The following is a 20,799-nucleotide window of genomic DNA, read 5'->3' as shown; positions in this document are numbered from 1 at the left end:
CTTTTTTAGACAGAGTTATTTAAAAACTCAAACAATCGAATCATCTAAATTCGGCCCTAACCAACGCTTCGCTTCATCCAGTGTCCAACCTTTACGTTTTGCATAATCTTCAAGTTGGTCTTGAGAGATTTTACCCACGTTAAAGTATTCACTTTGTGGATGCGAATAATAGAAACCACTGACTGAAGATGGTGGCATCATTGCAAAGTGTTCAGTCAGTTTAGTACCGATTTTGTCTGTAGAACCTAACCAGTCAAACAACACCGCTTTTTCAGAGTGCTCCGGACACGCTGGGTAACCCGGCGCAGGGCGAATACCGACATATTTCTCTTTAATGAGTTCTTCATTGGTCAGTGTTTCATCTGCTTTATAACCCCAGAACTCTTTACGAATGCGTTCATGTAAGTGTTCGGCAAAGGCTTCAGCAAAACGGTCTGCCAACGACTGAACTAAAATTGCAGAGTAGTCATCACCTTTGGCTTTGTACTCATTTGCCAATTCTTCTGCACCAAAAATCGATACAGTGAATCCACCTAAGTAGTCCTGTTGCTCACGGTCAGTACGAATGTAATCTGCTAAAGACAAGTTTGGTTTACCTGTTATTTTGTCTGATTGCTGACGTAAATGTTCAAAAGTATGCGTAACATTTTGACCAGCTTCATCAAATACGCTCACTGTGTCGGCATCTGTGCGCTGAGCAGGGAACATACCAAATACAGCACGTGCATCAAAAAGGTTGTTGTCGATAATATCTTTCAACATTGCTTGAGCTTGGTTGTACAAATCTGTTGCAGCTTCGCCAACCACTTCATCTTCTAAAATTTTCGGGAACTTACCTGCCAAACTCCAAGAAATGAAGAATGGTGTCCAGTCAAAATATTCTACAAGTGTTGCAAGTGGGTAATTGGTGAGGACTTGTGTTCCCAAAAGATTTGGTTTTGCAGGAACATAACTCTCATCAATTTTAAAGCCGTTTTTAACAGACTCTGCATAAGTTAGCTTGGCAGCTTTAGGCTGTTTGTTAGCTAAGCGCTCACGAATTTTGACATATTCAGCACGGTGCTCTGCAATAAAGTTTCCACGCATTTCTTTTGAAAGGAGAGTCGTTGCAACACCTACAGCACGTGAAGCATCGGCAACATAAATCACCGCATCGTTTTGGTACTGAGGGTCAATTTTTACTGCTGTATGTGCTTTTGAAGTTGTTGCACCACCAATCAATAAAGGAATGTTAAAACCTTTACGCTGCATTTCTTTCGCAACAAACACCATTTCATCTAAAGATGGCGTAATCAGACCTGATAATCCAATGATGTCACATTTTTCATCAATTGCAGTTTGCAAGATTTTCTCGCAAGGCACCATCACGCCAAGGTCAATAATGTCATAACCATTACAGCCGAGTACCACGCCTACAATATTTTTACCAATATCGTGTACGTCTCCCTTAACAGTTGCCATCAGGACTTTACCTTTAGATTGGCTACCTGTTTTTTCAGCTTCAATGTATGGGTTGAGCCAAGCTACAGCTTGCTTCATAACACGTGCAGATTTCACAACCTGTGGTAAGAACATCTTGCCTGAACCGAACAAGTCACCAACAACGTTCATGCCGTCCATCAAAGCGCCTTCGATTACATCTAAAGGACGTTTGGCTTTTAGGCGAGCTTCTTCTGTGTCTTCGTCAATGTATGTGGTAATACCTTTGACTAATGCATATTCAAGACGTTTCTCTACAGGTTCGTTACGCCATTCAAGGTTTTCTGCTTCGCGCTGCGCACCACTATGACCACGGAACTTTTCAGCGACTTCAAGTAGTTTTTCAGTAGCAAGTTGACCAGATTCACCTTGGTTCTGGTTTAAAACAACATCTTCAACTGCATCTTTGAGTTCTTTAGGAATATCGTCATAAATTGCCATTTGTCCGGCATTTACAATCCCCATAGTCATGCCTTGTTTAATGGCATGATATAAGAACACAGAGTGAATCGCTTCACGAACAGGCTCATTACCGCGGAACGAGAATGAAACGTTCGATACACCACCAGAAATCATGGCGTGAGGTAAGTTTTGTTTAATCCAACCTGTGGCTTCAATAAAATCGACGCCATAGTTATTGTGTTCTTCAATACCTGTTGCCACTGCAAACACGTTCGGGTCAAAAATAATATCTTCGGCAGGGAAGCCTACATCATTGACCAAAACATCATAAGAACGTTTACAGATTTCGCGTTTACGCTCAGCAGTATCGGCCTGACCAGTTTCATCAAAGGCCATCACAATAATTGCAGCACCATATTGACGACACAAGCGAGCTTTTTCGACAAACTCGTCATAACCTTCTTTTAAGGAAATCGAGTTAACAACGGGTTTACCTTGTACACATTTTAAGCCTGCTTCAATGATTTCCCATTTCGATGAGTCAATCATGATAGGCACACGTGAAATATCTGGCTCAGATGCCACAAGGTTTAGGAAATGTACCATCGCATTTTGCGAATCGAGCATCCCTTCATCCATGTTAATGTCGATAATCTGAGCGCCAGCTTCCACTTGTTGCTGTGCAACTTCTAAAGCTTCGGCAAAGTTTTCTTCACGAATTAAGCGTAAGAATTTTTTTGAACCAGTAACGTTGGTACGTTCACCGACGTTAACGAACAATGAGTCATCATAAATATTAAATGGTTCTAAACCACTTAAGCGACAAGCTGGTTTAGTTTCAGGAATTTGACGTGGTGCAATGTCTTTTACAGCATTGGCAATCGCACGAATATGGTCTGGTGTCGTACCACAGCAACCACCGGTAATATTGATTAAACCACTTTCTGCAAATTCTTTTAAGAAGGCGGCAGTTTGTTCTGGTGTTTCATCATATTCACCAAAAGCATTTGGTAAGCCTGCATTTGGATGAGCAGAAATAAAAGTATCAGCAACATCAGACACGGTTTTAACGTGAGGACGCATTGCATCTGCACCAAGGGCACAGTTGAAACCAATTGAAAGTAAGTCACCATGGCGTACAGAGTTCCAGAACGCTTCAGCAGTTTGACCTGTTAAGGTACGACCTGAAGCATCGGTAATGGTCCCTGAAATCATGAGTGGTAATTCATGACCAAGTTGTTTAAAGACTTCTTTCACCGCAAAAATTGCAGCTTTACAGTTTAATGTATCAAAAACGGTTTCAATCAGAATGATATCTGCACCGCCTTCAATCAGCGCATGAGTTGCCTCAATATAGTTTTCTTTTAGCTCATCAAAGGTAATGTTACGAAAGGCAGGGTCATTTACATTAGGTGAAATTGAACAGGTACGCGATGTTGGACCGAGTACACCTGCTACAAAACGCGGTTTATCTGGGGTTGAATATTTTTCACAAGCTGCTTTGGCTAAACGTGCTGCTTCACGGTTAATCTCTGGAACAAGATCTTCCATGTGGTAGTCAGACATTGAAACACGCGTGCCGTTAAAGCTGTTGGTTTCAATAATGTCTGCGCCTGCATCAAGGTAAGCTTCATGAATGCCTTGAATGATTTCGGGTTGAGTCAGCACAAGAAGGTCATTGTTACCTTTTAAGTCATATGCCCAATCGGCAAAACGCTCACCACGGTAGTCGGCTTCTTCTAGTTTATGGCGTTGAATCATGGTACCCATCGCACCATCAATAATCAGAATGCGTTTGGCAAGAAGCGCTTTTAGGGTGGCAAGCGTAGACATAAAAAACCCCGATATCGTACAAATTTAAAAATGCGGCGCTATTGTAACAGAATAGTTGCACAATTGATGAGCTATAACGACCCACCATTCACTTGTAATAGATTTATTAAAAAACGGCTTTTATGACAAATAGAGACTGTTTTTTCATCAAATATTCATAAAATGATCATGATATTGAAATATTTCATCGCCAATATTCCGTTTTATGACAATTATGCTGTTTAAAAAACAAGCATTCGGGTAATTTTTTATATATTTTTGCTTTAAAAATAGTCATAAATAAGGAAGATATAAATTGATTTAAATTATTGTATTTTAATAAAAAAATAAATTTCATAGAGGAAAGGTGCATCAAATGAGGTCAAAATATGAAAAATTGACTTCATCAGGCGCCGCTTTGTCATATAATTGTCATAATTTAATTTAAGAATACAGAGGATTTTTTTATCCTCTTACCGTCTGCATGAATTCTAATCTACCCCCTGTTTCGGATTCAAAACTTGCGGCAAACCTGCAAGTCAAATCGACGAATGTACATGTCCCGACACCTAAGTTTTTTATGCCGGTGTTTCTGACGATTATTGTTGCAACACTTATTTATATTGGATTTCAGGTGAGTGCTGATTTAGCACACGTACCACCTTTGAGTCTTTATTCGGTTATCCTTTTATCTACTGCACTCTTGATTGCTTTAGGCTTTGAGTTTGTAAATGGCTTCCACGATACTGCAAATGCAGTAGCAACAGTGATTTACACCAATGCTTTACCTGCACCAGTTGCAGTCATGTGGGCAGGTTTTTGTAATTTTCTTGGGGTAATGGTTGCAAGCGGCGCAGTCGCTTACGGCATTATTGCATTGTTGCCTGTTGAACTGATTATGAACATGGGTAGCGGTGCCGGTTTCGCAATGGTTTTTGCGCTTCTAATTGCTGCGATTCTCTGGAATTTAGGTACTTGGTTCTTGGGTATTCCTGCTTCTAGTTCTCATACCTTGATTGGTTCAATCTTGGGTGTGGGCATTATGAACCATCTGTTGAGTGCATCGACTGGCGTAACGACCAGCGGTGTTGATATGGATCAGGTGATTAAAGTCGGTAAGGCATTATTATTTTCGCCTTTAATTGGTTTTGCTTTTGCAGCGATTGTATTCTTGTTGGTTAAAACTGTTTTTAAACGCCAATTAGAATTATTCCAGCCGCCAGAGGGTAATAAACCACCACCAGCAATCATTCGTGCAATTTTAATCTTTACCTGTACAGGTGTAAGTTTTGCACATGGTTCTAATGACGGTCAAAAAGGTATGGGACTCATCATGCTGATTTTGGTTGGTCTGGTGCCGTTGGCTTATTCATTAAATAAAAACCTTGATACACAACAAGTTCAATCATTCCATCAGCTTTCTTCTCAAACTGCCGTATTTTTGAATCAAAATCAGCCAGAATTAAGCGATGAAAAAGCACGTCTTATTCTGACTAAATACATTCAAACTAAACAGCAAACTCCAGAAGTAGTGCCTGCATTGGCAAGCATGACTGACCACTTGGGTGAGCGTGTTTCTAGCTATAGCAACTTAAAAGATATTCCAGAAGCTGAAATTAGCGAAATTCGTAATGACATGTATTTAAGCACCACTTCGTTTAAGCGCTTGGATAAAGCAAATGCATTACCAAAAATGGATCAATCACAAGAAAAACTTGTGAAAGAATACCGTAGTAGCTTAGATTCATTCTTACAATACATTCCAACTTGGGTGAAAGTAGCAGTTGCTTTGGCACTTGGCTTAGGCACCATGGTTGGCTGGAAACGTATTGTTGTGACTGTAGGTGAGCGTATTGGTAAGCATCATATGACTTATGGTCAGGGGATGTCTGCTGAGCTTGTAGCAATGAGTACAATTGCAGCTGCTGACGGTTTAGGTATGCCTGTTTCAACAACACACGTTTTAAACAGTGCTGTTGCAGGTACCATGGTTGCGAATAAATCAGGCTTAAACTTCAATACAGTGAAAACAATTTTATCTGCATGGGTATTTACACTTCCTGCAACAATCTGTTTATCAGGCGGTTTGTACTGGTTATTCTTGCAGTTTGTATAAAAGCATTTAAAACATTAAAGCCACTGTGAACAGTGGCTTTTTTATTTGTTTCTTTTTTAAGTTCAGTCTATTTTCATGTACATTCAATTATAAATTAACAAGTTGTTATAGAGCATCAAGCAGCTTTAAAAGCTGAGCTTAAACTTTTTATATCAGGATAGATTATGGATGCGGTTCAAATAGATCAGCTAAAACAACAATTCCCACTTATTGAGACATTGCAAGCCTATAAAGAGACATTTTGGTTTACACCTCATCGCTATCCTTTAATAGAAGCTTTAGAAAAAGTTGGACTCACAGCAGAGGACGTAAGTGAAGCGGAAGCAAGACTAGCGCGTTTCGCACCTTATTTAGCAAAAGTGTTTACTGAAACTCAAGCACAACATGGAAAAATTGAATCAGATATCGTTGAAATTGCGAACATGCAGCAAGCACTTTCCTCAACAGAACAAGTGCAACTGAGTGGAGCATTCTGGCTAAAAAAAGATAGTCATTTACCTATTTCAGGTTCAATTAAAGCCCGTGGTGGTATTTATGAAGTCTTGGCTCACGCCGAAAAATTGGCAATTGAGGCAGGGCTTCTCAAGTTGGAAGACGATTACACTAAACTCGACCAAGACGCATTTCGCACGTTTTTTTCTAAGTATCAAATTGCAGTAGGTTCTACAGGCAACCTTGGGCTTTCGATTGGCATTATGAGCGCCAAACTGGGTTTTAGAGTCACAGTCCATATGTCTGCCGATGCTAGACAGTGGAAGAAAGACAAACTGCGTTCACTGGGCGTCAACGTGGTGGAATATGCTAGTGACTATGGTGTAGCTGTTGAAGAGGGACGAAAAGCCGCAGAACAAGATCCACACTGCTTTTTTATTGATGATGAAAACTCGAGAACATTATTTTTAGGTTATGCCGTTGCAGGAATACGCTTAAAACAGCAATTTGAGCAAAAACAGATTAAAGTTGATGCTGAACACCCATTATTTGTTTATTTGCCGTGTGGCGTCGGTGGTGGCCCAGGTGGCGTGAGTTTTGGGTTGAAACTTGCTTTTGGTGAGAATGTACATTGTATTTTTGCTGAACCAACCCATTCGCCTTGCATGTTACTTGGTGTGCACACAGGCTTGCATGATCAGATTTCAGTAAATGATATTGGCATCGATAATGTTACCGCCGCAGATGGACTTGCAGTAGGGCGTGCTTCAGGTTTTGTTGGACGTGCTATGCAACAGCTAATTGATGGCTATTACACCATTCATGATGAACGTTTGTATGAACTCATAGCACTTCTAAATCAAACTGAAAATATTCAGCTTGAGCCTTCAGCAGTGGCAGGAATGATGGGTCCATATTATGTTCAGACGAGTCCTGATTATTTAGCTTTACATCAACTATCAGCTGAAAAGTTGCAGCAGTCAAATCATGTGGTATGGGCGACAGGAGGTGGTATGGTACCACCTGATGAAATGCAAAAATATCTTTCACACTTTCAAAATAAATAAACACAGAAAAAAGCCCAATTCTAGAATTGGGCTTTAATTAAACTATTTTTTAGATGATTTTCCAAAAGGTAGTTTTTCGGTTGCAAAGCCATAGATTGCAGCAAAAGGCAGGGCAGTTCTTGCTAAATAAGCAACACGCCATAATCCGCCGTGGTTAGCACCTTCCATCATGAGTTCAAGCGGATGGTCCAGTTCAGTTTCAGGATTTGCTACAGAAGACTCATTTCTTAAGTCATGAATCCAGAGTGCCGCCATAATGGCATTGGTCGTTTCAGGGCTAAATGCTTCTACATCAAAAAGCTCTGCACCATTAAAAGCTGCTTTCAATAATGGATTTTTAGTCACAGAGTGAGTCGTTGTAGATGGAGCAATATTAATACTGACGTGTTGTCCTTGATGACGGGCCAAAATAGCACGCCATTGTTGAATGCGTTTTGCCAAAGCATAGTTTGGGCCTTGTTCAACCACTAGACAGTCGGCAATACCATAAGTTTTTCCATTTTCACAATCAATCAGGTCTTGATATGGTGCTTGGAAAAAACGATTTAAGGAAAGTGTAGAAACACCTTTCACCGCCATTTTTTGTAGTTTTGTGCGTGATTTAAATTTTTGTTGAGCAGCTTTTGCTACTTCTTTAGGAACTGCATAAACATCGGTTGGCGTACACATAAACATAAGGCTCGTATCAGACTTATGCTCGCTCACAAATTGCATGATGCTATCCATTGCCATGGATACACGAACGTGCTTTTCACCATCTAAATAGGCGATTGCGGCCAAATCTAACTTTTGTGGAAACTGCACTAGCCACTGTGCAATTTCTGGTAATTGAGTCAATAAATTTGCACCCAATTTATCTTTTAGTTCAGAAGCTTTTGCTGAAGATGCAATTTGTTCAACGCTTGGAGCAATGAGCGTTGCGTTTCCTTGTTGAATCGTATTTAAAATTTTGCCCCAGACACGTGGGTTTGGTAAGTCGACAGCAATAATATTCGCTTTCCATTTGGCTAACCAAGGTAGAGGACCAGCTTCTGAAGCCGCACCAAACAACACCATGGTACGGTCAGATAAATCAAACCATTCTGGATGAGCGGTAGCTTCACGCAAAGCTTTTGCATGACTTGGTTCAATAATACCAGTCTCTTCCCAACGTTGAATTTGGTCTAGTAAGCTTTGTCCACTGAGCTTTTGTCCTTTGTAAGGAACATACCACTCCGGAGCCGCATCACTTTCACCTTTAAGTTTTACTGTATGAAGGGGGGTAGATGAAGCAATATGAACCGCATCTTTTAAAAGGTAATGTTTACTATCACGATAGTAATCAAAAAGGTGGTGAGCTTTATGCAAGCCCTGCTTAGCAATAGTAATTGGATTGCTACTATTTGAGATGCCTTGCTTAACAAGCGCTTTAAAATAAATAGGGTAGTTTTTTCGCCAGTTTTTTTCATTCAACACTTGTTGCGCGGTTTTATTATCTACAACAGATAAAGCCTCTGACAAAATCTCTTGGCCTGTAAGAGATGTGCTTTGTTTTTTTGTTGAGGCGTGTACTGGAAATTGTAGACCTTCGACTTGACTTGTGCTGGACATAAAATATCTCGTTATAAGACTGGGTTAATATACAGATGTATACATTATCTATGCCAATGAAAGGAAACGAGTGGCAATAACTGACAAAATAATATTGAATATTTATGTGATGAAACATGAAAGAGCGATTTATTGTGATAAATTCATCTCATTTTGGTCTTAATTTTTTTCACATTTTTAGAACATTTTTATAGACTTACGTTACATAAATGATTATTTTGTATGGAGCAAATACATCAGTTTTAACCTGAAGGTAAAATGTTCAAAATGTATCAATAATACAGATGCAGAAATGATTAAAAACTAGACTTTTTTCTTAAAGGATAAGAGAAGTCAGACGGAATAAGAAAGAATTGGGGTGAAACTAGATAGAAGACAACGTAAGATTGTCTTTTAAAAATCTTGGGGATATGGTGATTTTTTTACACCATAATTTTCTAGTTTCATCCCATCTATTTTTGGGTTGGAACCCACTATTTTGTACTCAGCTTATCATTCAATCAAACTCTATTTCTTTAACGTAACTTCAAAATTACTTTAAGAATGAGTGTTTCTAACAGCGTCCTTTTTTAGCTTGTCCTGGTGGGCAAAAGTCCCCGGGATGATTGTGATAAGGTGAATCTGGATCAATCACAATACTACCTTCCCGTGTATGAACTGCACAGGCTGATAATGACATTGTGAAAATTGCTGCTACACAAAGAAATAATGCTTTCATCATGTTCTCACTTTTTTATCATTCTCCTTTGTACTATAGAAATATATTGATTATTTTTTGATCTACTTTTCGTTAAAAATATATTTACTAATTCCAATTAAAAGAAACTAATCAGATCTTAAAATTGTTCGAAAGCCAACATGGGTTGCTGCTAAATCAAAGTCTTGCGGATAACGACTGCTGTTTCGATAACGCGAACAATAATTTTGGGCACATAGAAAAGATCCGCCTTTAATTACATATTGTGTACTCGCAATTTGTTGTTGTCTTAAATCAGAATAATTTCCCATATGTTGGTCATGAGCACCTTGATAAGGAGAGGATGTCCATTCCCATACATTTCCAATCGTATCAAATAGTTTGAAATCGTTTGGCGCAAAACATCCAACGGGTGCTACATCTTTAAAGTGATCTTGATTTAGGTTTTGAAAAGGGAATTCACCTTGCCAGTAATTTGCTTGTGGATGTTGATGTTCATCGGTAGGCGCTTGATGTAAGGGCGTATCAGTTTTTGAGTTGGCTTTAGCTGCATATTCCCATTCTAGTTCTGTTGGTAAATCATGTCCGAGCCAGACTGCATAATGTTCAGCATCATTTTTACTCACATATCGCACAGGCTCATTCGAATTGGCTACCGCACCATTACTGCCATTTGGAGTTTTCCATGTATACCCCGATTTTAGCTGCCACCATTGCTGTGGATGATAAGGATCTGGTGAGAAAACAGCGGCCTGCTTTTGTTTTTCGGCATCGGTAATATAGCCTGTTGCTTTTACGAAGCTTGCAAATTGAGCAACGGTAACTTCAGTCTGATCAATCCAGAATCCTTTAACTTCTCGTTGTTTTTTTCCAAAATTAAGTTCATCGGGATAGGCTTTCTCAGAACCAAAATTAAAATTGCCATCGGCAATTAAAACCATTCCAGCTGTAGGTTGTTTGAGCCAACCTTGAGGTAGTCCAGAGTAGTTTTTACACTTTTCAATAGAACCCAGGTCAGCTAAAGACGTTGGCTGTTGAGGCGAGGGTGCTGATTCAGAAACTTTTGAAGATTGGCTACAGCCTGTCATAAAAGACAGACTGATTGCGGTAACTAAAAATAGTTTTAATCTCATTTGGGGTTATATTCCTGCACACCATTTTTCTCAGTATATTTTTGATAAACCGATAACAACTCTTGCACTTTTGCTGGATAAAGTTGCGCAACATTGTGCTTTTCTCCACGATCAGTGGCAATGTTATACAACTCCCAAGTTCCTGTGCCTAACTCAGGGCGCCCTTGAACTGCAATTTTCCATTCACCTTGTTTTGCATATTTGCTGCCATGTAATTCATCGGCAAAACTAAAATTTGCAGGGCGAATGGTAGTGGTTTTATTTTCAAGTAAAGGCTTCCATGAAATCCCTGATGGTGTATTAATGGTACGACCATTGTATTGGCCTTGAGGCACTGGAATATGGGCATATTCTAATAGGGTTGGGAAAACATCGAGTACAGATGCAAAGCTATTATTGGTTTCTTCTGCTTTTTTCTGGTTCGGTAATTTCACAATAGCAGGAGCAGTGGTTGCACCTTCGCCAGCTGTATCTTTCCATAAATGAAATGGTGCCGCGCTGACCTCGGCCCAACGTGGTCCAATATAGTGATATGAAGTTGGTGTGCCCACATTTGCTACAGAGTTATCAAAGCCAGATTCACTGCCATATCCGCCACGTACAAAACCTTCGGCACCGTTATCGGAAACAAAGAAAATTAAAGTGTTGTCATAAAGATTATTTTGTTTGAGGTATTGAATAATGCGGCCGACGTTAGCATCGAGGTTTTCTACCATGCCTGCATAGATTTCCATTTTACGTGCTTCTAATGCCTTTTGTTCGGTTGTTAACTCATCCCATTTTCCATATTTTTGTGGGGCATTTTGAGTTGCAATTGGTTCTGCTGCCTCAAAGTTTGCAGGGATAATTCCAAGCTGTTTTTGCTTAGCAATACGTGCGTTACGAATAGCATCGTAACCGACATCATAAACTCCGCGATATTTTTCACGGTATTCAGCAGGTGCTTGAATTGGCCAGTGAGGTGCTGTATAGGCAGCATAAGCAAAGAACGGTTTACCACTATTTTTGCCTGAGTCTAAGTAGCTCAGTAATTTATCGGTAAAATAATTTGTCGAGAAAAAGTCATCAGGCAAAGCGGAAACAGGAATAACTTGACCATCTTCTGTGTAAGTTGAATTTCGTTTAAACGCACTTGGCGCTTGCTTAAAGTGGTGATCTAAACCTTGTAATAAAGTAAATGAATGATCAAAACCTTTTGCATGTGCATTTGTTTCTGGAGTTAGCCCTAAATGCCATTTACCGCTGATGTACGTGCGGTAACCATTATCTTTAAGTACTTGTGCGATAGATAGAGAGCGTTCATTTAAATATCCCTCGTAGCCTGGTTGTCCTTTCAAATGTTCTGGTGTCAGTTCAGCCATTGCACCAATACCAGCTAAGTGGTGATCAGTACCAGAAATGAGTTGAGAGCGTGTTGGAGAACAAGTCGGAGCAGTATGATAATCCGTTAAAAGGCGGCCTTCTTGAGCCAAACTATCAATATTAGGTGTATGAATTTCACCACCGAAAGCTCCTAAATCGGAATAGCCTAAGTCATCCGCCATAATGAACAAAATATTAGGCTGCTTTGGAGTACTTGCCGCAGTTTCTTGATTATCGTTGTCATTACATCCAGCTAAAGATAAGCTAAATAAAGCAATGGAAAGGCTAGATAAAATTGCTTTGTACGTCATTGTATCATCTGAATTATTAAAAGAATTGGCACGAGTTTAATCAGATGGTTTTTGCAATCAAAACAAAGAAATGATCAAAGATAATCAGAAAAAAGACTGAGAATTTATAGTGATAAATTAATGAGAAAAAAAGAAAAGCCCACAAGGGGCCTTTCTTTAATTTATTTTGTTTAGAAAGGAAGGCGAGTTAGTTGGTCTAAGAAATGCGGAATAACTTTTGGTTCAAGTAGAATTGTTACGATGATTCCGTAAGCCGCACCCCATAAATGAGCACTATGGTTAATATGAGTATTACCACGCTTACCAGCCCAAATACTGTATGCCACATATAAAACTGCAAAAATAATAGCGGGTACAGGAATGAAAAATACGAAAATCAGCTTCCACGGCTGAAATAGAATATAAGCAAATAACACTGCTGAAACAGCACCTGAGGCGCCTAGGCTGGCCCAATTCGCATCATTTTTATGCTGTAAATAGCTTGGTAAAATCGCGAAGATTAAGCCACCTAAATAGAACAACACAAAACCCATGTCGTAGAAATATTGGCGATAAAAACTTTCAATAATACTGCCAAAGAAGAACAAGGTAATCATGTTGAAAAGTAGATGTGTTCCATCGGCATGGATAAAGCCATGAGTAATGAAGCGATCAATCTGTCCACGTTGCATTGCAGGTGGCCAAAAAATCAGCCGGTTCATCACGTTTTGGTTGCTAAAAGCAATTAAAGAGATAATGACCGTAATAATAATAAGAGTAACTGTATGGTTAAATGGCAAATGCAACATAAGAAATATTTAAAAAATGATCAATACTGGCTCAATAATGCCATTAAAAACTTAAGTTGAAACCCTGTTGTGTATAAATCCGACAAATTTAGTTGATTTTTTTTAAATCCACCTCATCTTCGGTTAATATAAAGGCATCAGCTTGAGGAATATTGTTATGTCGACTGAGAACACCAACACTGCTGTTGCAGAAGAAATTCCAAACCTTTTGATTACACCATCTGCACAAGAGTATTTGCACGATTTATTAACGAAGCAAAATACTCCGGGAATTGGCGTTCGAATTTTTGTTGAGCATCCGGGTACGCCACGTGCCGAATGTTGTATGGCATATAGTGCTCCAGAAGAAGTGATCCCAACAGATTATAAACAGGACTATCCTGATTTTCCTGCGTATATTGATGCACCATCTATTCCATATCTTTTAGATGCTGTAATCGATTACAATAAGGACCGTTTTGGTGGTCAGCTCACTTTCCGTGCACCAAATTCTAAGGTTCCACGTGTTGGTCCAGATGCATCAATTGAAGAACGTATTACTTACATTCTTCAAGCAGAAATTAACCCAGGTCTTGCAGGGCATGGCGGAAATTGTAGCTTGGTAGAAGTACAAGATGATCCAGAACATGGTTTAACTGCTGTATTGAAATTCGGTGGTGGTTGCCAAGGCTGTTCTGCGATTGACGTTACCTTGAAACAGGGCGTTGAAACCACTTTAAAAGAGCAGATTCCTGAGCTTCAACGTGTGGTTGACCAAACTGACCATACGCAAGCAGAAGGTGCTTATTTCAAATAATTAAATTATTTGAAAAGTGACATAAAAAAGCCTCGCAATGAGGTTTTTTTATTATTCAATATAAATAATGATAATTATTATCAATATCATTTGTAATTTTATTTAGATTTGTTACAATGCCGAACTTAAAATGAGAGATGTTTAATAAATCAATATATTGGGAATACTTATGTCGAAGCGTATTATCCAGTCAGTGCTTTCTGTTTCAGTACTGGCAAGTATGATGTCTATAGCTTATGCTGCACAAAATGAGCAAGAACAAGCTGAACAAGCATTAGAAAAGCCTGCTGAACCTGTGAAATTGGAAACAATTTTTGTAACTGCTGAAGAGCAAGTGAAGCAATCGCTCGGTGTGTCGGTTATTACCAAAGAAGATTTAGAAAAACTACCAGTTCGTAATGATATTTCTGACTATGTACGCCGTATGCCAGGTGTTAATTTAACAGGCAATAGTGCAACGGGGCAGCGTGGTAATAATAGACAAATTGATATTCGTGGAATGGGTCCAGAAAATACGCTCATTTTAGTGGATGGAAAACCAATTAACTCTCGTAATTCAGTTCGTTATGGCTGGAAAGGAGAGCGTGATACACGAGGTGATTCAAACTGGGTTCCAGCAGAAGCAATCGAATCGATTGAGGTTTTACGCGGACCAGCCGCAGCTCGTTATGGTTCGGGTGCAGCAGGTGGTGTGGTTAACATCATTACTAAAAAAGTGACGAATGAAACCCATGGCTCAGTAGAGTTTTATACTTCACAACCTGAAGATTCTAAAGAAGGCGCATCAAATCGTGTTGGCTTTAATGTAAGTGGGCCATTGATTAAAGACGTTTTGTCTTATCGTTTATATGGTAATTACAATAAAACAGAAGCTGACGATGTCGATATTAATAAATCAATAGGCAGTACCGCAGCTGGCCGTGAAGGCGTTAAAAATAAAGATATTTCAGGCCGTTTAGCTTGGCAGGCAACAGATCAACAAACTGTGTTACTTGATGTCTCTTCTAGCAAACAAGGTAATATTTATTCTGGTGACTCTCAGTTAAATGCAAATGCTGAAGCGGATGCGATTCTTTCGGAACTTATTGGTAAAGAAACCAATACCATGTACCGCGATAGTTATGCATTAACGCATGAAGGGGATTGGTCTTGGGGTAAAAGCAAGTTAGTTGCTCAATATGATAAAACTCACAATAAACGTCTTCCTGAAGGTCTGGGCGGCAGCACAGAAGGAAAAATTAATAATCTGGATGACAAAGCCACTTCACGCTTAGAAACTCTTCGGTTAAATGGTGAAGCCAATATTCCTTTTGAATATTATGTACCACACGTATTAACACTCGGTACTGAATGGGTTGAAGACAGATTTAAAGATAATATTTCGACAAATCAGGGAGCAGACAGCAGCGGTTCAGGTTACGGCGATCAATTAGCTAAAGGCAATCGCAGTAAAATGGAATCACGTATTGCTTCTGCATATATCGAAGATAACTTAAAACTTACCGACAGCACCGATGCCGTAATAGGTTTGCGTTTCGATGATCACAGCAAATCTGGTTCTAACTGGAGCCCAAGCTTAAACATTACTCAAAGACTCAATGATTATTTCACTTTAAAAGGTGGGGTAGCAAAAGCGTATAAAGCACCAAACATGTATCAAAATGCCGAAGGATACTTACTCAGTACGAACGGCAATGGTTGCCCGGCCAATATTGAGTCACGTTGCTTGTTGCAAGGTAATGGGGATTTAAAACCAGAAACTTCGGTAAACAAAGAGTTAGGCATTCAGTTCCAAAAAGATATCGTAAATGCGAGCTTAACTTGGTTCCGCAATGACTATAAAGATAAGATTGTGGCTGGTACAAATGTTGTTGGAACAGTTGATGGCTCAAGTACCAACGCAAATACAGGCGCTGTGACCAACACCAAGTGGAATATCTTACGCTGGGAAAATACACCTAAAGCATTAATTCAAGGTTTTGAAGGAAGTTTAGGCTTAGACTTTGGCGATATTCGTTGGACCAATAACTTTACTTACATGATGGACTCGAAAGATAAGCAAACGGGTAATCCATTATCTTTAGTTCCAAACTATACGATTAACTCAATTTTTGATTACGACATTACAGATCAGTTAGATGTGAATTTTGTATTCACTCAATATGGCCGTCAAAAATCTCGCCAGTTTGCTGAAAATAGACTCGAATCGGGCATTGGTTCAGGTGGAACAAATTCTGCGATTAAGCCAAGTACTGTAAAAAGCTATAGCACCGCTGGTATTAATGTTGGTTATAAAATTTCAGACAATATTAGTACGCGTGTTGGCGTAAGTAACTTGTTTGATAAACAAATTTTAAGAGACAGTAATTCGATCAGCCAAACCTACAATGAGCCAGGCCGAGCTTATTACGCTTCTTTAAAATATTCTTTCTAATCAAGACAAATAACAAAGGCGCTTTAAGCGCCTTTGTTGTTGATAATATTTAATGCTTTTTCAGAATAATAAAATTTCTCTAGGTAAACACGGGCGCGGCGTCTTAAATGTCCCGTTATAACTAATTGCTGTAATACAGGCACAAGTAACTGAGTCAGTTCATGTTGAATTAAACTTTCATTAATATTGAGATCATGCAGTAGCAAGTCAAAATTACGTTCCTGATTTCGAACATACCATGTGTAAATACCATCATGGACTTGTTGTTTCAGGTAATCAGTTTGACGCATGTGATCCCAAATCTCGTGTCCTAAACCTACAGTCTTTGATAAATCTTGAACTTCTACATAGTTTTTTAAAACAGAAAGTGGCATAGATTTAACTTTATGCCAAACATTTGCCTGAAAATGATAGAGCTTGTCATTGTCAAAATGTTGATTTAAAACGCGCTCACTCATTTGACTTAGTTTTAAAATATTCTTTTGCAAATAATGATTAATCGTGTCGTCTAAATTTGAATCAGTCACTGTTTCTAGAACAGATTTCCCCATTTTCATAAAACGGCCTACACCCGGTACACGTTTTGACATTGATTCATCTAAGTAATCATGCATTGTTTGTTGAATCAATTGAGTCAAGAGTGCTGAAAATGCAGGATTATTCACAATCATTTTAATGATTTTTTTACGATGCTCTTCTTTACTTGCAACGTATTGCGCAATTCCATCAATTGTTAAAACAGGAATAACATCTTCAATTGTTGTATTTTCATTAGCTGGATGAATAAGTGCAAAGCGAATATGTTCTGCAATTTGTTCAAGCAGAAAATCAGAAGCAGGAGTTTCTAAAATCTGCTTTTGAATCAGCTGCTGAATTTGTTCAAAGGTCCAGAGGTGTTGTAGTTGCTGACTACCCAACCAATGATAAAATTGCTCAAATTCTTGTTGAATGATTTGGGGCTGAGCAAATTCCTCATCTAAAAAATCAAGATGAGCTTCAATGAGTTTTTCTATAAGCGGTTGGGTAGACATAAGGTCTCACAAGTCCGAAGTTTTATTTAAGGTGTAGTCGTTTTTAAAGACTGATTTGTTTCTACTTTAAGTAAAAACGGTACATATTGTTGAATAACCAGTTGCTCGGCTTCCAATATTGGCATATGGCCGACATTCTCTAAAATAACCGGAGGCTGGGCATTCTTTAAAAGTCGTTTTAGTTCACTTGCTACTTCTACGTTAATAATCTTATCTTGCTTACCCCATAAAATCAGTGTTGGGGCATCGATTGTCTTGGTGAGCACTGCAAATGAATCTGGCGTATAGACTTTATTGAGTGCAATAAGCTGATCAACCAGTTTTTGCGTTTGAGGCGCCTGATTAATCATCAGCTTTTCTTGAGCTTGAAGGAACTCTTTAGGAATAAATGGAGGATTAAACATGGTTTGCTTTAACAAATAATTAAAGTCACCTTTTTTAGATACTAAAAGTTGTTTTAAGTAAGCTGGATCTTTTAGGTAAATTGTATTTGCAGAACGGAAAATACCGCCACTATCAACCAAGAATAGACTTTTAGTTTCAAATGGATATTGTCCAGCATAGAGTAGGGCAATCGAACCACCAAGTGAGTGGCCGGCAATATGAATTGGGCCTTTTAAATTGGCAGCTTCAACAAATCGACGTAACTTTTCAGCAAGATTAGGTACTGAGTAATCGAAATCCTGTGCAACTAAGGTTTCACCACTACCCGGTAAGTCTGGAATAATAACGTGGTAATTTGCTGTGAGATAACGTGCAACTCGGTTCCAGTTATCACGACTCCCTCCTAATCCATGAATAAGAAGCAATGTCGGTTTAGCCGTAGAACCACCTTCACTATATGACCATGTCACCTCGCCAACTTTTAAACTTTTACTTTGTAAACCTGCCCAACTGCGCTCTTGCTGTAAAATATTCTGAAAGTTTATATCTATGGTATCAGCTGCTTGCGTCTGAAAAACACCTGTTATTGTTGTAAGACTACAAGCCAAGGCAAGTGCCATAGCTGTTTTCTTTATGGTTGTTTTGGTTGATACAAACAGCGTCGTCATAAGATTTCATCCTTGAGGCATAAGCGAGTTTGAAAATTATTGAAAAACTTTGCCAATGAGTCATTTGCCAAATGATCAAAAGGAGAAAAATTATAGTCAATCCGAGAACCAAAGTATGTCTATTTTTTCGCTAAACAGTAAGGAATTTGCGATAAAAATTACATTCAAATAGAGATCGTATTTTTAAATTTTTTCATGGGAAATGATTTAATTTTTTGTCAGTGACATTCAAATTTTGACACATTAAAATGATTTCCAACCTTGAAAAAACAATGGAAATATAAAATGCCTACCGCGCAAGAAGTTTTAGATCGTCTGAAAGCTGGTAATCAACGATTTGTAAATGGAAATAGTTCCCTTGCAAAAACCTTATCGCATCATGAACGCGCTGAAATGGCAAAGGATCAAAATCCGTTTGCGATTGTATTAGGTTGTTCAGATTCACGTGTTCCAGCAGAAATGGTATTTGATCAAGGTCTTGGTGACTTATTCGTAATCCGTGTTGCTGGTAATGTGGTTGCTCCTTCACAAGTCGGTAGTGTTGAGTTCGCGGCAGAACGCTATGACTGTCCAGTTGTTGTTGTATTAGGACATAGTCATTGTGGCGCTATTCAGGCGACAATTGATACGTTAATGAATCCTGATCACCCGCCATCATCTAACTTAATGTCGATTGTGAACCGTGTTCGTCCGTCAGTTGAAATTTTAATGCAGACTGATTTAAAAAATGATTTGAAAAAACTTTCATGTCATGCGGTACGTTCAAACGTTTTTGCTTCGGTAAATCAATTACGTCATGGTTCGGCTGTATTGGAGAGCCTGATTGCGAAAGGTGAGTTGATTGTTGTTGGTGCAGAATATTCGCTAGAAACTGGTGAAGTAACCTTTTTTGATTTCTGATTATATTAAAAATAATGCTTAAAGATAAAAGGTGCCTACAGGGCACCTTTTATATATGGATAAGCTAAATTAAGTAATTTTGACTGTGCTTGAGCATTGGGATGAATCAAGTCATTTTGCATAAGCTGTTTTTGACCTGCGACTCCATCAAGAAAAAACGGTAGCAATTTCACCTGATATTTTTGGCTGACAACTTTATAGTTATTTTCAAAAGCTTTGCTATACGCAGCCCCATAATTTGGCGGAATTTTCATGCCAAAAAGAATAACTTGGGCTTTTTGTTTTTGGCTTAATTGGATGAGCTGATCCAGATTTTTTTGAATCATTTGAGGTGGTTGACCACGTAAGCCATCATTTCCGCCTAATTCAATCACGACCACATTTGGCTTATAAGTCTGTAATAGCTTAGGTAATCGGGCTAAAGCGCCGCTGGTTGTTTCTCCACTAACACTTGCATTGACCACTTTGTGTTGTTTGGGATACTGTTGGTCTAAGCGTTTTTGCAGTAATTGTACCCAACCTTGTTTGGGATCAATTCCGTAACCGGCACTAATACTATCTCCTAAAATTAAAATAGTTTTCGCCGATACAAGCATAGGCAGCATACTTAATGAGATGAGCATGATGCTTTTAGAACCAATCAAAAAAGATTTAGACATTTGTACTTCGACCCTGATTCTGAATACATAGGACTTTTTACATCATGCCACAACCCATCATTGCTGCCCATCAAGTTACACAAACTATTCAGATTAACCAAAATCAGTTTACGATTTTAAAAGATATCGATTTAGAAATTTTTGAAGGGGAGCAGGTGGCAATTACTGGGCGTTCTGGCTCAGGTAAATCAACATTGTTGGGAATTTTGGCAACTTTAGATCAACCATTTGAAGGTGAAGTTTGGCTGTGTGGGCAAGCTGTTCATCAGTTAACAGAGGAACAACGTGCCCAAATCAGAATGCAGCATATTGGTTTCGTATTTCAGTCGTTTCAACTCTTGCCTCAGTTGAGTGCGCTTGAAAATGTGATGTTACCTTTACGGTTACGTAAAGATTTCGATTATAAAACCGCAGAGAAAAAAGCTTTAGATTGGTTGCATCGAGTAGGTCTTAGTCGTCAAGTTGAACAAACACCTAAAGTCTTATCTGGAGGGGAGCAACAACGTGTGGCGATTGCACGAGCTCTTATTGCAGAACCACAAATTATTTTTGCGGATGAACCTACCGGAAACTTAGATGGTCAGACAGCACAAGAAATTGAAAGTTTGCTCTTTGATTTAAACCGAGAGTTAGGTACGACACTGATTTTAGTGACTCATGATCGTAATTTAGCAGCCCTTTGTCAGCGTCATGTTGAGTTAGATGATGGCCGACTAAAGACAGTACAGGGTGGTTAAA

General features: G+C 38.9%; 15 protein-coding genes. 6 read left to right on the top strand and 9 right to left on the bottom strand.

All coding sequences use genetic code 11. The features are described 5' to 3' along the window. Positions 1-27: 27 nt before the first annotated feature. Positions 28-3,714, bottom strand: a complete 3,687-nt coding sequence (gene metH / locus I7H67_RS01100; protein WP_198306865.1) for a methionine synthase — start codon at positions 3,712-3,714, stop codon at positions 28-30. A 463-nt stretch (positions 3,715-4,177) separates the two neighbouring features. Here metH and I7H67_RS01095 point away from each other — a divergent pair, with 463 nt between their 5' ends. Both I7H67_RS01095 and I7H67_RS01090 read left to right on the top strand, forming a co-directional pair. Continuing rightward, entirely contained in the window at positions 4,178-5,809 is a 1,632-nt protein-coding gene (locus I7H67_RS01095; protein ID WP_198306864.1) for an inorganic phosphate transporter, read from the top strand. Between the two features lie 164 nt (positions 5,810-5,973). Further along, positions 5,974-7,308, top strand: coding sequence for a D-serine ammonia-lyase (locus I7H67_RS01090; protein ID WP_198306863.1), 1,335 nt, complete (start codon positions 5,974-5,976; stop codon positions 7,306-7,308). A gap of 42 nt (positions 7,309-7,350) precedes the next feature. On the opposite strand, the gene I7H67_RS01085 is transcribed toward I7H67_RS01090, so the two are convergent. The 5 genes from I7H67_RS01085 to I7H67_RS01065 all read right to left on the bottom strand — a co-directional run bounded on the left by I7H67_RS01085 (position 7,351) and on the right by I7H67_RS01065 (position 13,189). Continuing rightward, entirely contained in the window at positions 7,351-8,898 is a 1,548-nt protein-coding gene (locus I7H67_RS01085) for a hypothetical protein (RefSeq protein ID WP_198306862.1), read from the bottom strand. A 553-nt stretch (positions 8,899-9,451) separates the two neighbouring features. Next, entirely contained in the window at positions 9,452-9,616 is a 165-nt protein-coding gene (locus I7H67_RS01080) for a hypothetical protein (protein WP_016138934.1), read from the bottom strand. A gap of 107 nt (positions 9,617-9,723) precedes the next feature. Further along, positions 9,724-10,728: an SUMF1/EgtB/PvdO family nonheme iron enzyme gene (locus I7H67_RS01075; protein WP_198306861.1), complete on the bottom strand. Its 1,005-nt coding sequence runs from the start codon at positions 10,726-10,728 to the stop codon at positions 9,724-9,726. Next, entirely contained in the window at positions 10,725-12,401 is a 1,677-nt protein-coding gene (locus tag I7H67_RS01070) for an arylsulfatase (RefSeq protein ID WP_198306860.1), read from the bottom strand. The genes I7H67_RS01075 and I7H67_RS01070 overlap by 4 nt, the downstream gene beginning before the upstream one ends. A gap of 170 nt (positions 12,402-12,571) precedes the next feature. Further along, the gene (locus I7H67_RS01065) at positions 12,572-13,189 is read right to left on the bottom strand and encodes a rhomboid family intramembrane serine protease (protein ID WP_151827422.1); all 618 of its coding nucleotides are present in this window, start codon (positions 13,187-13,189) and stop codon (positions 12,572-12,574) included. 157 nt (positions 13,190-13,346) lie between these two features. On the opposite strand from I7H67_RS01065, the gene nfuA reads away from it, so the two are divergent. Together nfuA and I7H67_RS01055 are read left to right on the top strand one after the other, a co-directional pair. After that, complete coding sequence (gene nfuA, locus I7H67_RS01060; protein ID WP_005303330.1) at positions 13,347-13,985, top strand: Fe-S biogenesis protein NfuA; 639 nt, start codon at positions 13,347-13,349, stop codon at positions 13,983-13,985. Between the two features lie 169 nt (positions 13,986-14,154). Continuing rightward, positions 14,155-16,419 (top strand): TonB-dependent siderophore receptor, encoded by a 2,265-nt coding sequence (locus I7H67_RS01055; RefSeq protein WP_198306859.1) that lies wholly within the window; start codon positions 14,155-14,157, stop codon positions 16,417-16,419. A gap of 23 nt (positions 16,420-16,442) precedes the next feature. Here I7H67_RS01055 and I7H67_RS01050 read toward each other — a convergent pair whose 3' ends face one another. Both I7H67_RS01050 and I7H67_RS01045 read right to left on the bottom strand, forming a co-directional pair. Then, positions 16,443-17,450, bottom strand: coding sequence for a hypothetical protein (locus I7H67_RS01050; RefSeq protein ID WP_005303333.1), 1,008 nt, complete (start codon positions 17,448-17,450; stop codon positions 16,443-16,445). A gap of 26 nt (positions 17,451-17,476) precedes the next feature. Next, on the bottom strand, positions 17,477-18,502 hold the full coding sequence (locus tag I7H67_RS01045; RefSeq protein ID WP_151828185.1) for an alpha/beta fold hydrolase: 1,026 nt from the start codon (positions 18,500-18,502) through the stop codon (positions 17,477-17,479). Positions 18,503-18,787: 285 nt separating this feature from the next. On the opposite strand from I7H67_RS01045, the gene I7H67_RS01040 reads away from it, so the two are divergent. Then, positions 18,788-19,402, top strand: a complete 615-nt coding sequence (locus I7H67_RS01040; RefSeq protein ID WP_004793989.1) for a carbonic anhydrase — start codon at positions 18,788-18,790, stop codon at positions 19,400-19,402. Between the two features lie 35 nt (positions 19,403-19,437). Here I7H67_RS01040 and I7H67_RS01035 read toward each other — a convergent pair whose 3' ends face one another. After that, the gene (locus tag I7H67_RS01035; protein ID WP_151827993.1) at positions 19,438-20,061 is read right to left on the bottom strand and encodes an arylesterase; all 624 of its coding nucleotides are present in this window, start codon (positions 20,059-20,061) and stop codon (positions 19,438-19,440) included. Between the two features lie 44 nt (positions 20,062-20,105). Between I7H67_RS01035 and I7H67_RS01030 the strand changes: the two genes are divergently transcribed. Next, positions 20,106-20,798 (top strand): ABC transporter ATP-binding protein, encoded by a 693-nt coding sequence (locus I7H67_RS01030; protein ID WP_192455493.1) that lies wholly within the window; start codon positions 20,106-20,108, stop codon positions 20,796-20,798. Position 20,799: the final 1 nt, after the last annotated feature.

The organism is Acinetobacter sp. ACIN00229 (assembly GCF_016106645.1).
Classification (GTDB): Bacteria; Pseudomonadota; Gammaproteobacteria; order Pseudomonadales; family Moraxellaceae; genus Acinetobacter; species Acinetobacter oleivorans.
Note: the sequence above shows the minus strand (reverse complement) of the source record. Positions and strands in the feature narration are given on the sequence as shown.

Excerpts from the sequence above, each read along its gene's own strand:
- metH (WP_198306865.1), bottom strand. The coding sequence starts at position 3,714 with ATGTCTACGCTTGCCACCCTAAAAGCGCTTCTTGCCAAACGCATTCTG.
- I7H67_RS01095 (WP_198306864.1), top strand. The coding sequence starts at position 4,178 with ATGAATTCTAATCTACCCCCTGTTTCGGATTCAAAACTTGCGGCAAAC.
- I7H67_RS01090 (WP_198306863.1), top strand. The coding sequence starts at position 5,974 with ATGGATGCGGTTCAAATAGATCAGCTAAAACAACAATTCCCACTTATT.
- I7H67_RS01085 (WP_198306862.1), bottom strand. The coding sequence starts at position 8,898 with ATGTCCAGCACAAGTCAAGTCGAAGGTCTACAATTTCCAGTACACGCC.
- I7H67_RS01080 (WP_016138934.1), bottom strand. The coding sequence starts at position 9,616 with ATGAAAGCATTATTTCTTTGTGTAGCAGCAATTTTCACAATGTCATTA.
- I7H67_RS01075 (WP_198306861.1), bottom strand. The coding sequence starts at position 10,728 with ATGAGATTAAAACTATTTTTAGTTACCGCAATCAGTCTGTCTTTTATG.
- I7H67_RS01070 (WP_198306860.1), bottom strand. The coding sequence starts at position 12,401 with ATGACGTACAAAGCAATTTTATCTAGCCTTTCCATTGCTTTATTTAGC.
- I7H67_RS01065 (WP_151827422.1), bottom strand. The coding sequence starts at position 13,189 with ATGTTGCATTTGCCATTTAACCATACAGTTACTCTTATTATTATTACG.
- nfuA (WP_005303330.1), top strand. The coding sequence starts at position 13,347 with ATGTCGACTGAGAACACCAACACTGCTGTTGCAGAAGAAATTCCAAAC.
- I7H67_RS01055 (WP_198306859.1), top strand. The coding sequence starts at position 14,155 with ATGTCGAAGCGTATTATCCAGTCAGTGCTTTCTGTTTCAGTACTGGCA.
- I7H67_RS01050 (WP_005303333.1), bottom strand. The coding sequence starts at position 17,450 with ATGTCTACCCAACCGCTTATAGAAAAACTCATTGAAGCTCATCTTGAT.
- I7H67_RS01045 (WP_151828185.1), bottom strand. The coding sequence starts at position 18,502 with ATGACGACGCTGTTTGTATCAACCAAAACAACCATAAAGAAAACAGCT.
- I7H67_RS01040 (WP_004793989.1), top strand. The coding sequence starts at position 18,788 with ATGCCTACCGCGCAAGAAGTTTTAGATCGTCTGAAAGCTGGTAATCAA.
- I7H67_RS01035 (WP_151827993.1), bottom strand. The coding sequence starts at position 20,061 with ATGTCTAAATCTTTTTTGATTGGTTCTAAAAGCATCATGCTCATCTCA.
- I7H67_RS01030 (WP_192455493.1), top strand. The coding sequence starts at position 20,106 with ATGCCACAACCCATCATTGCTGCCCATCAAGTTACACAAACTATTCAG.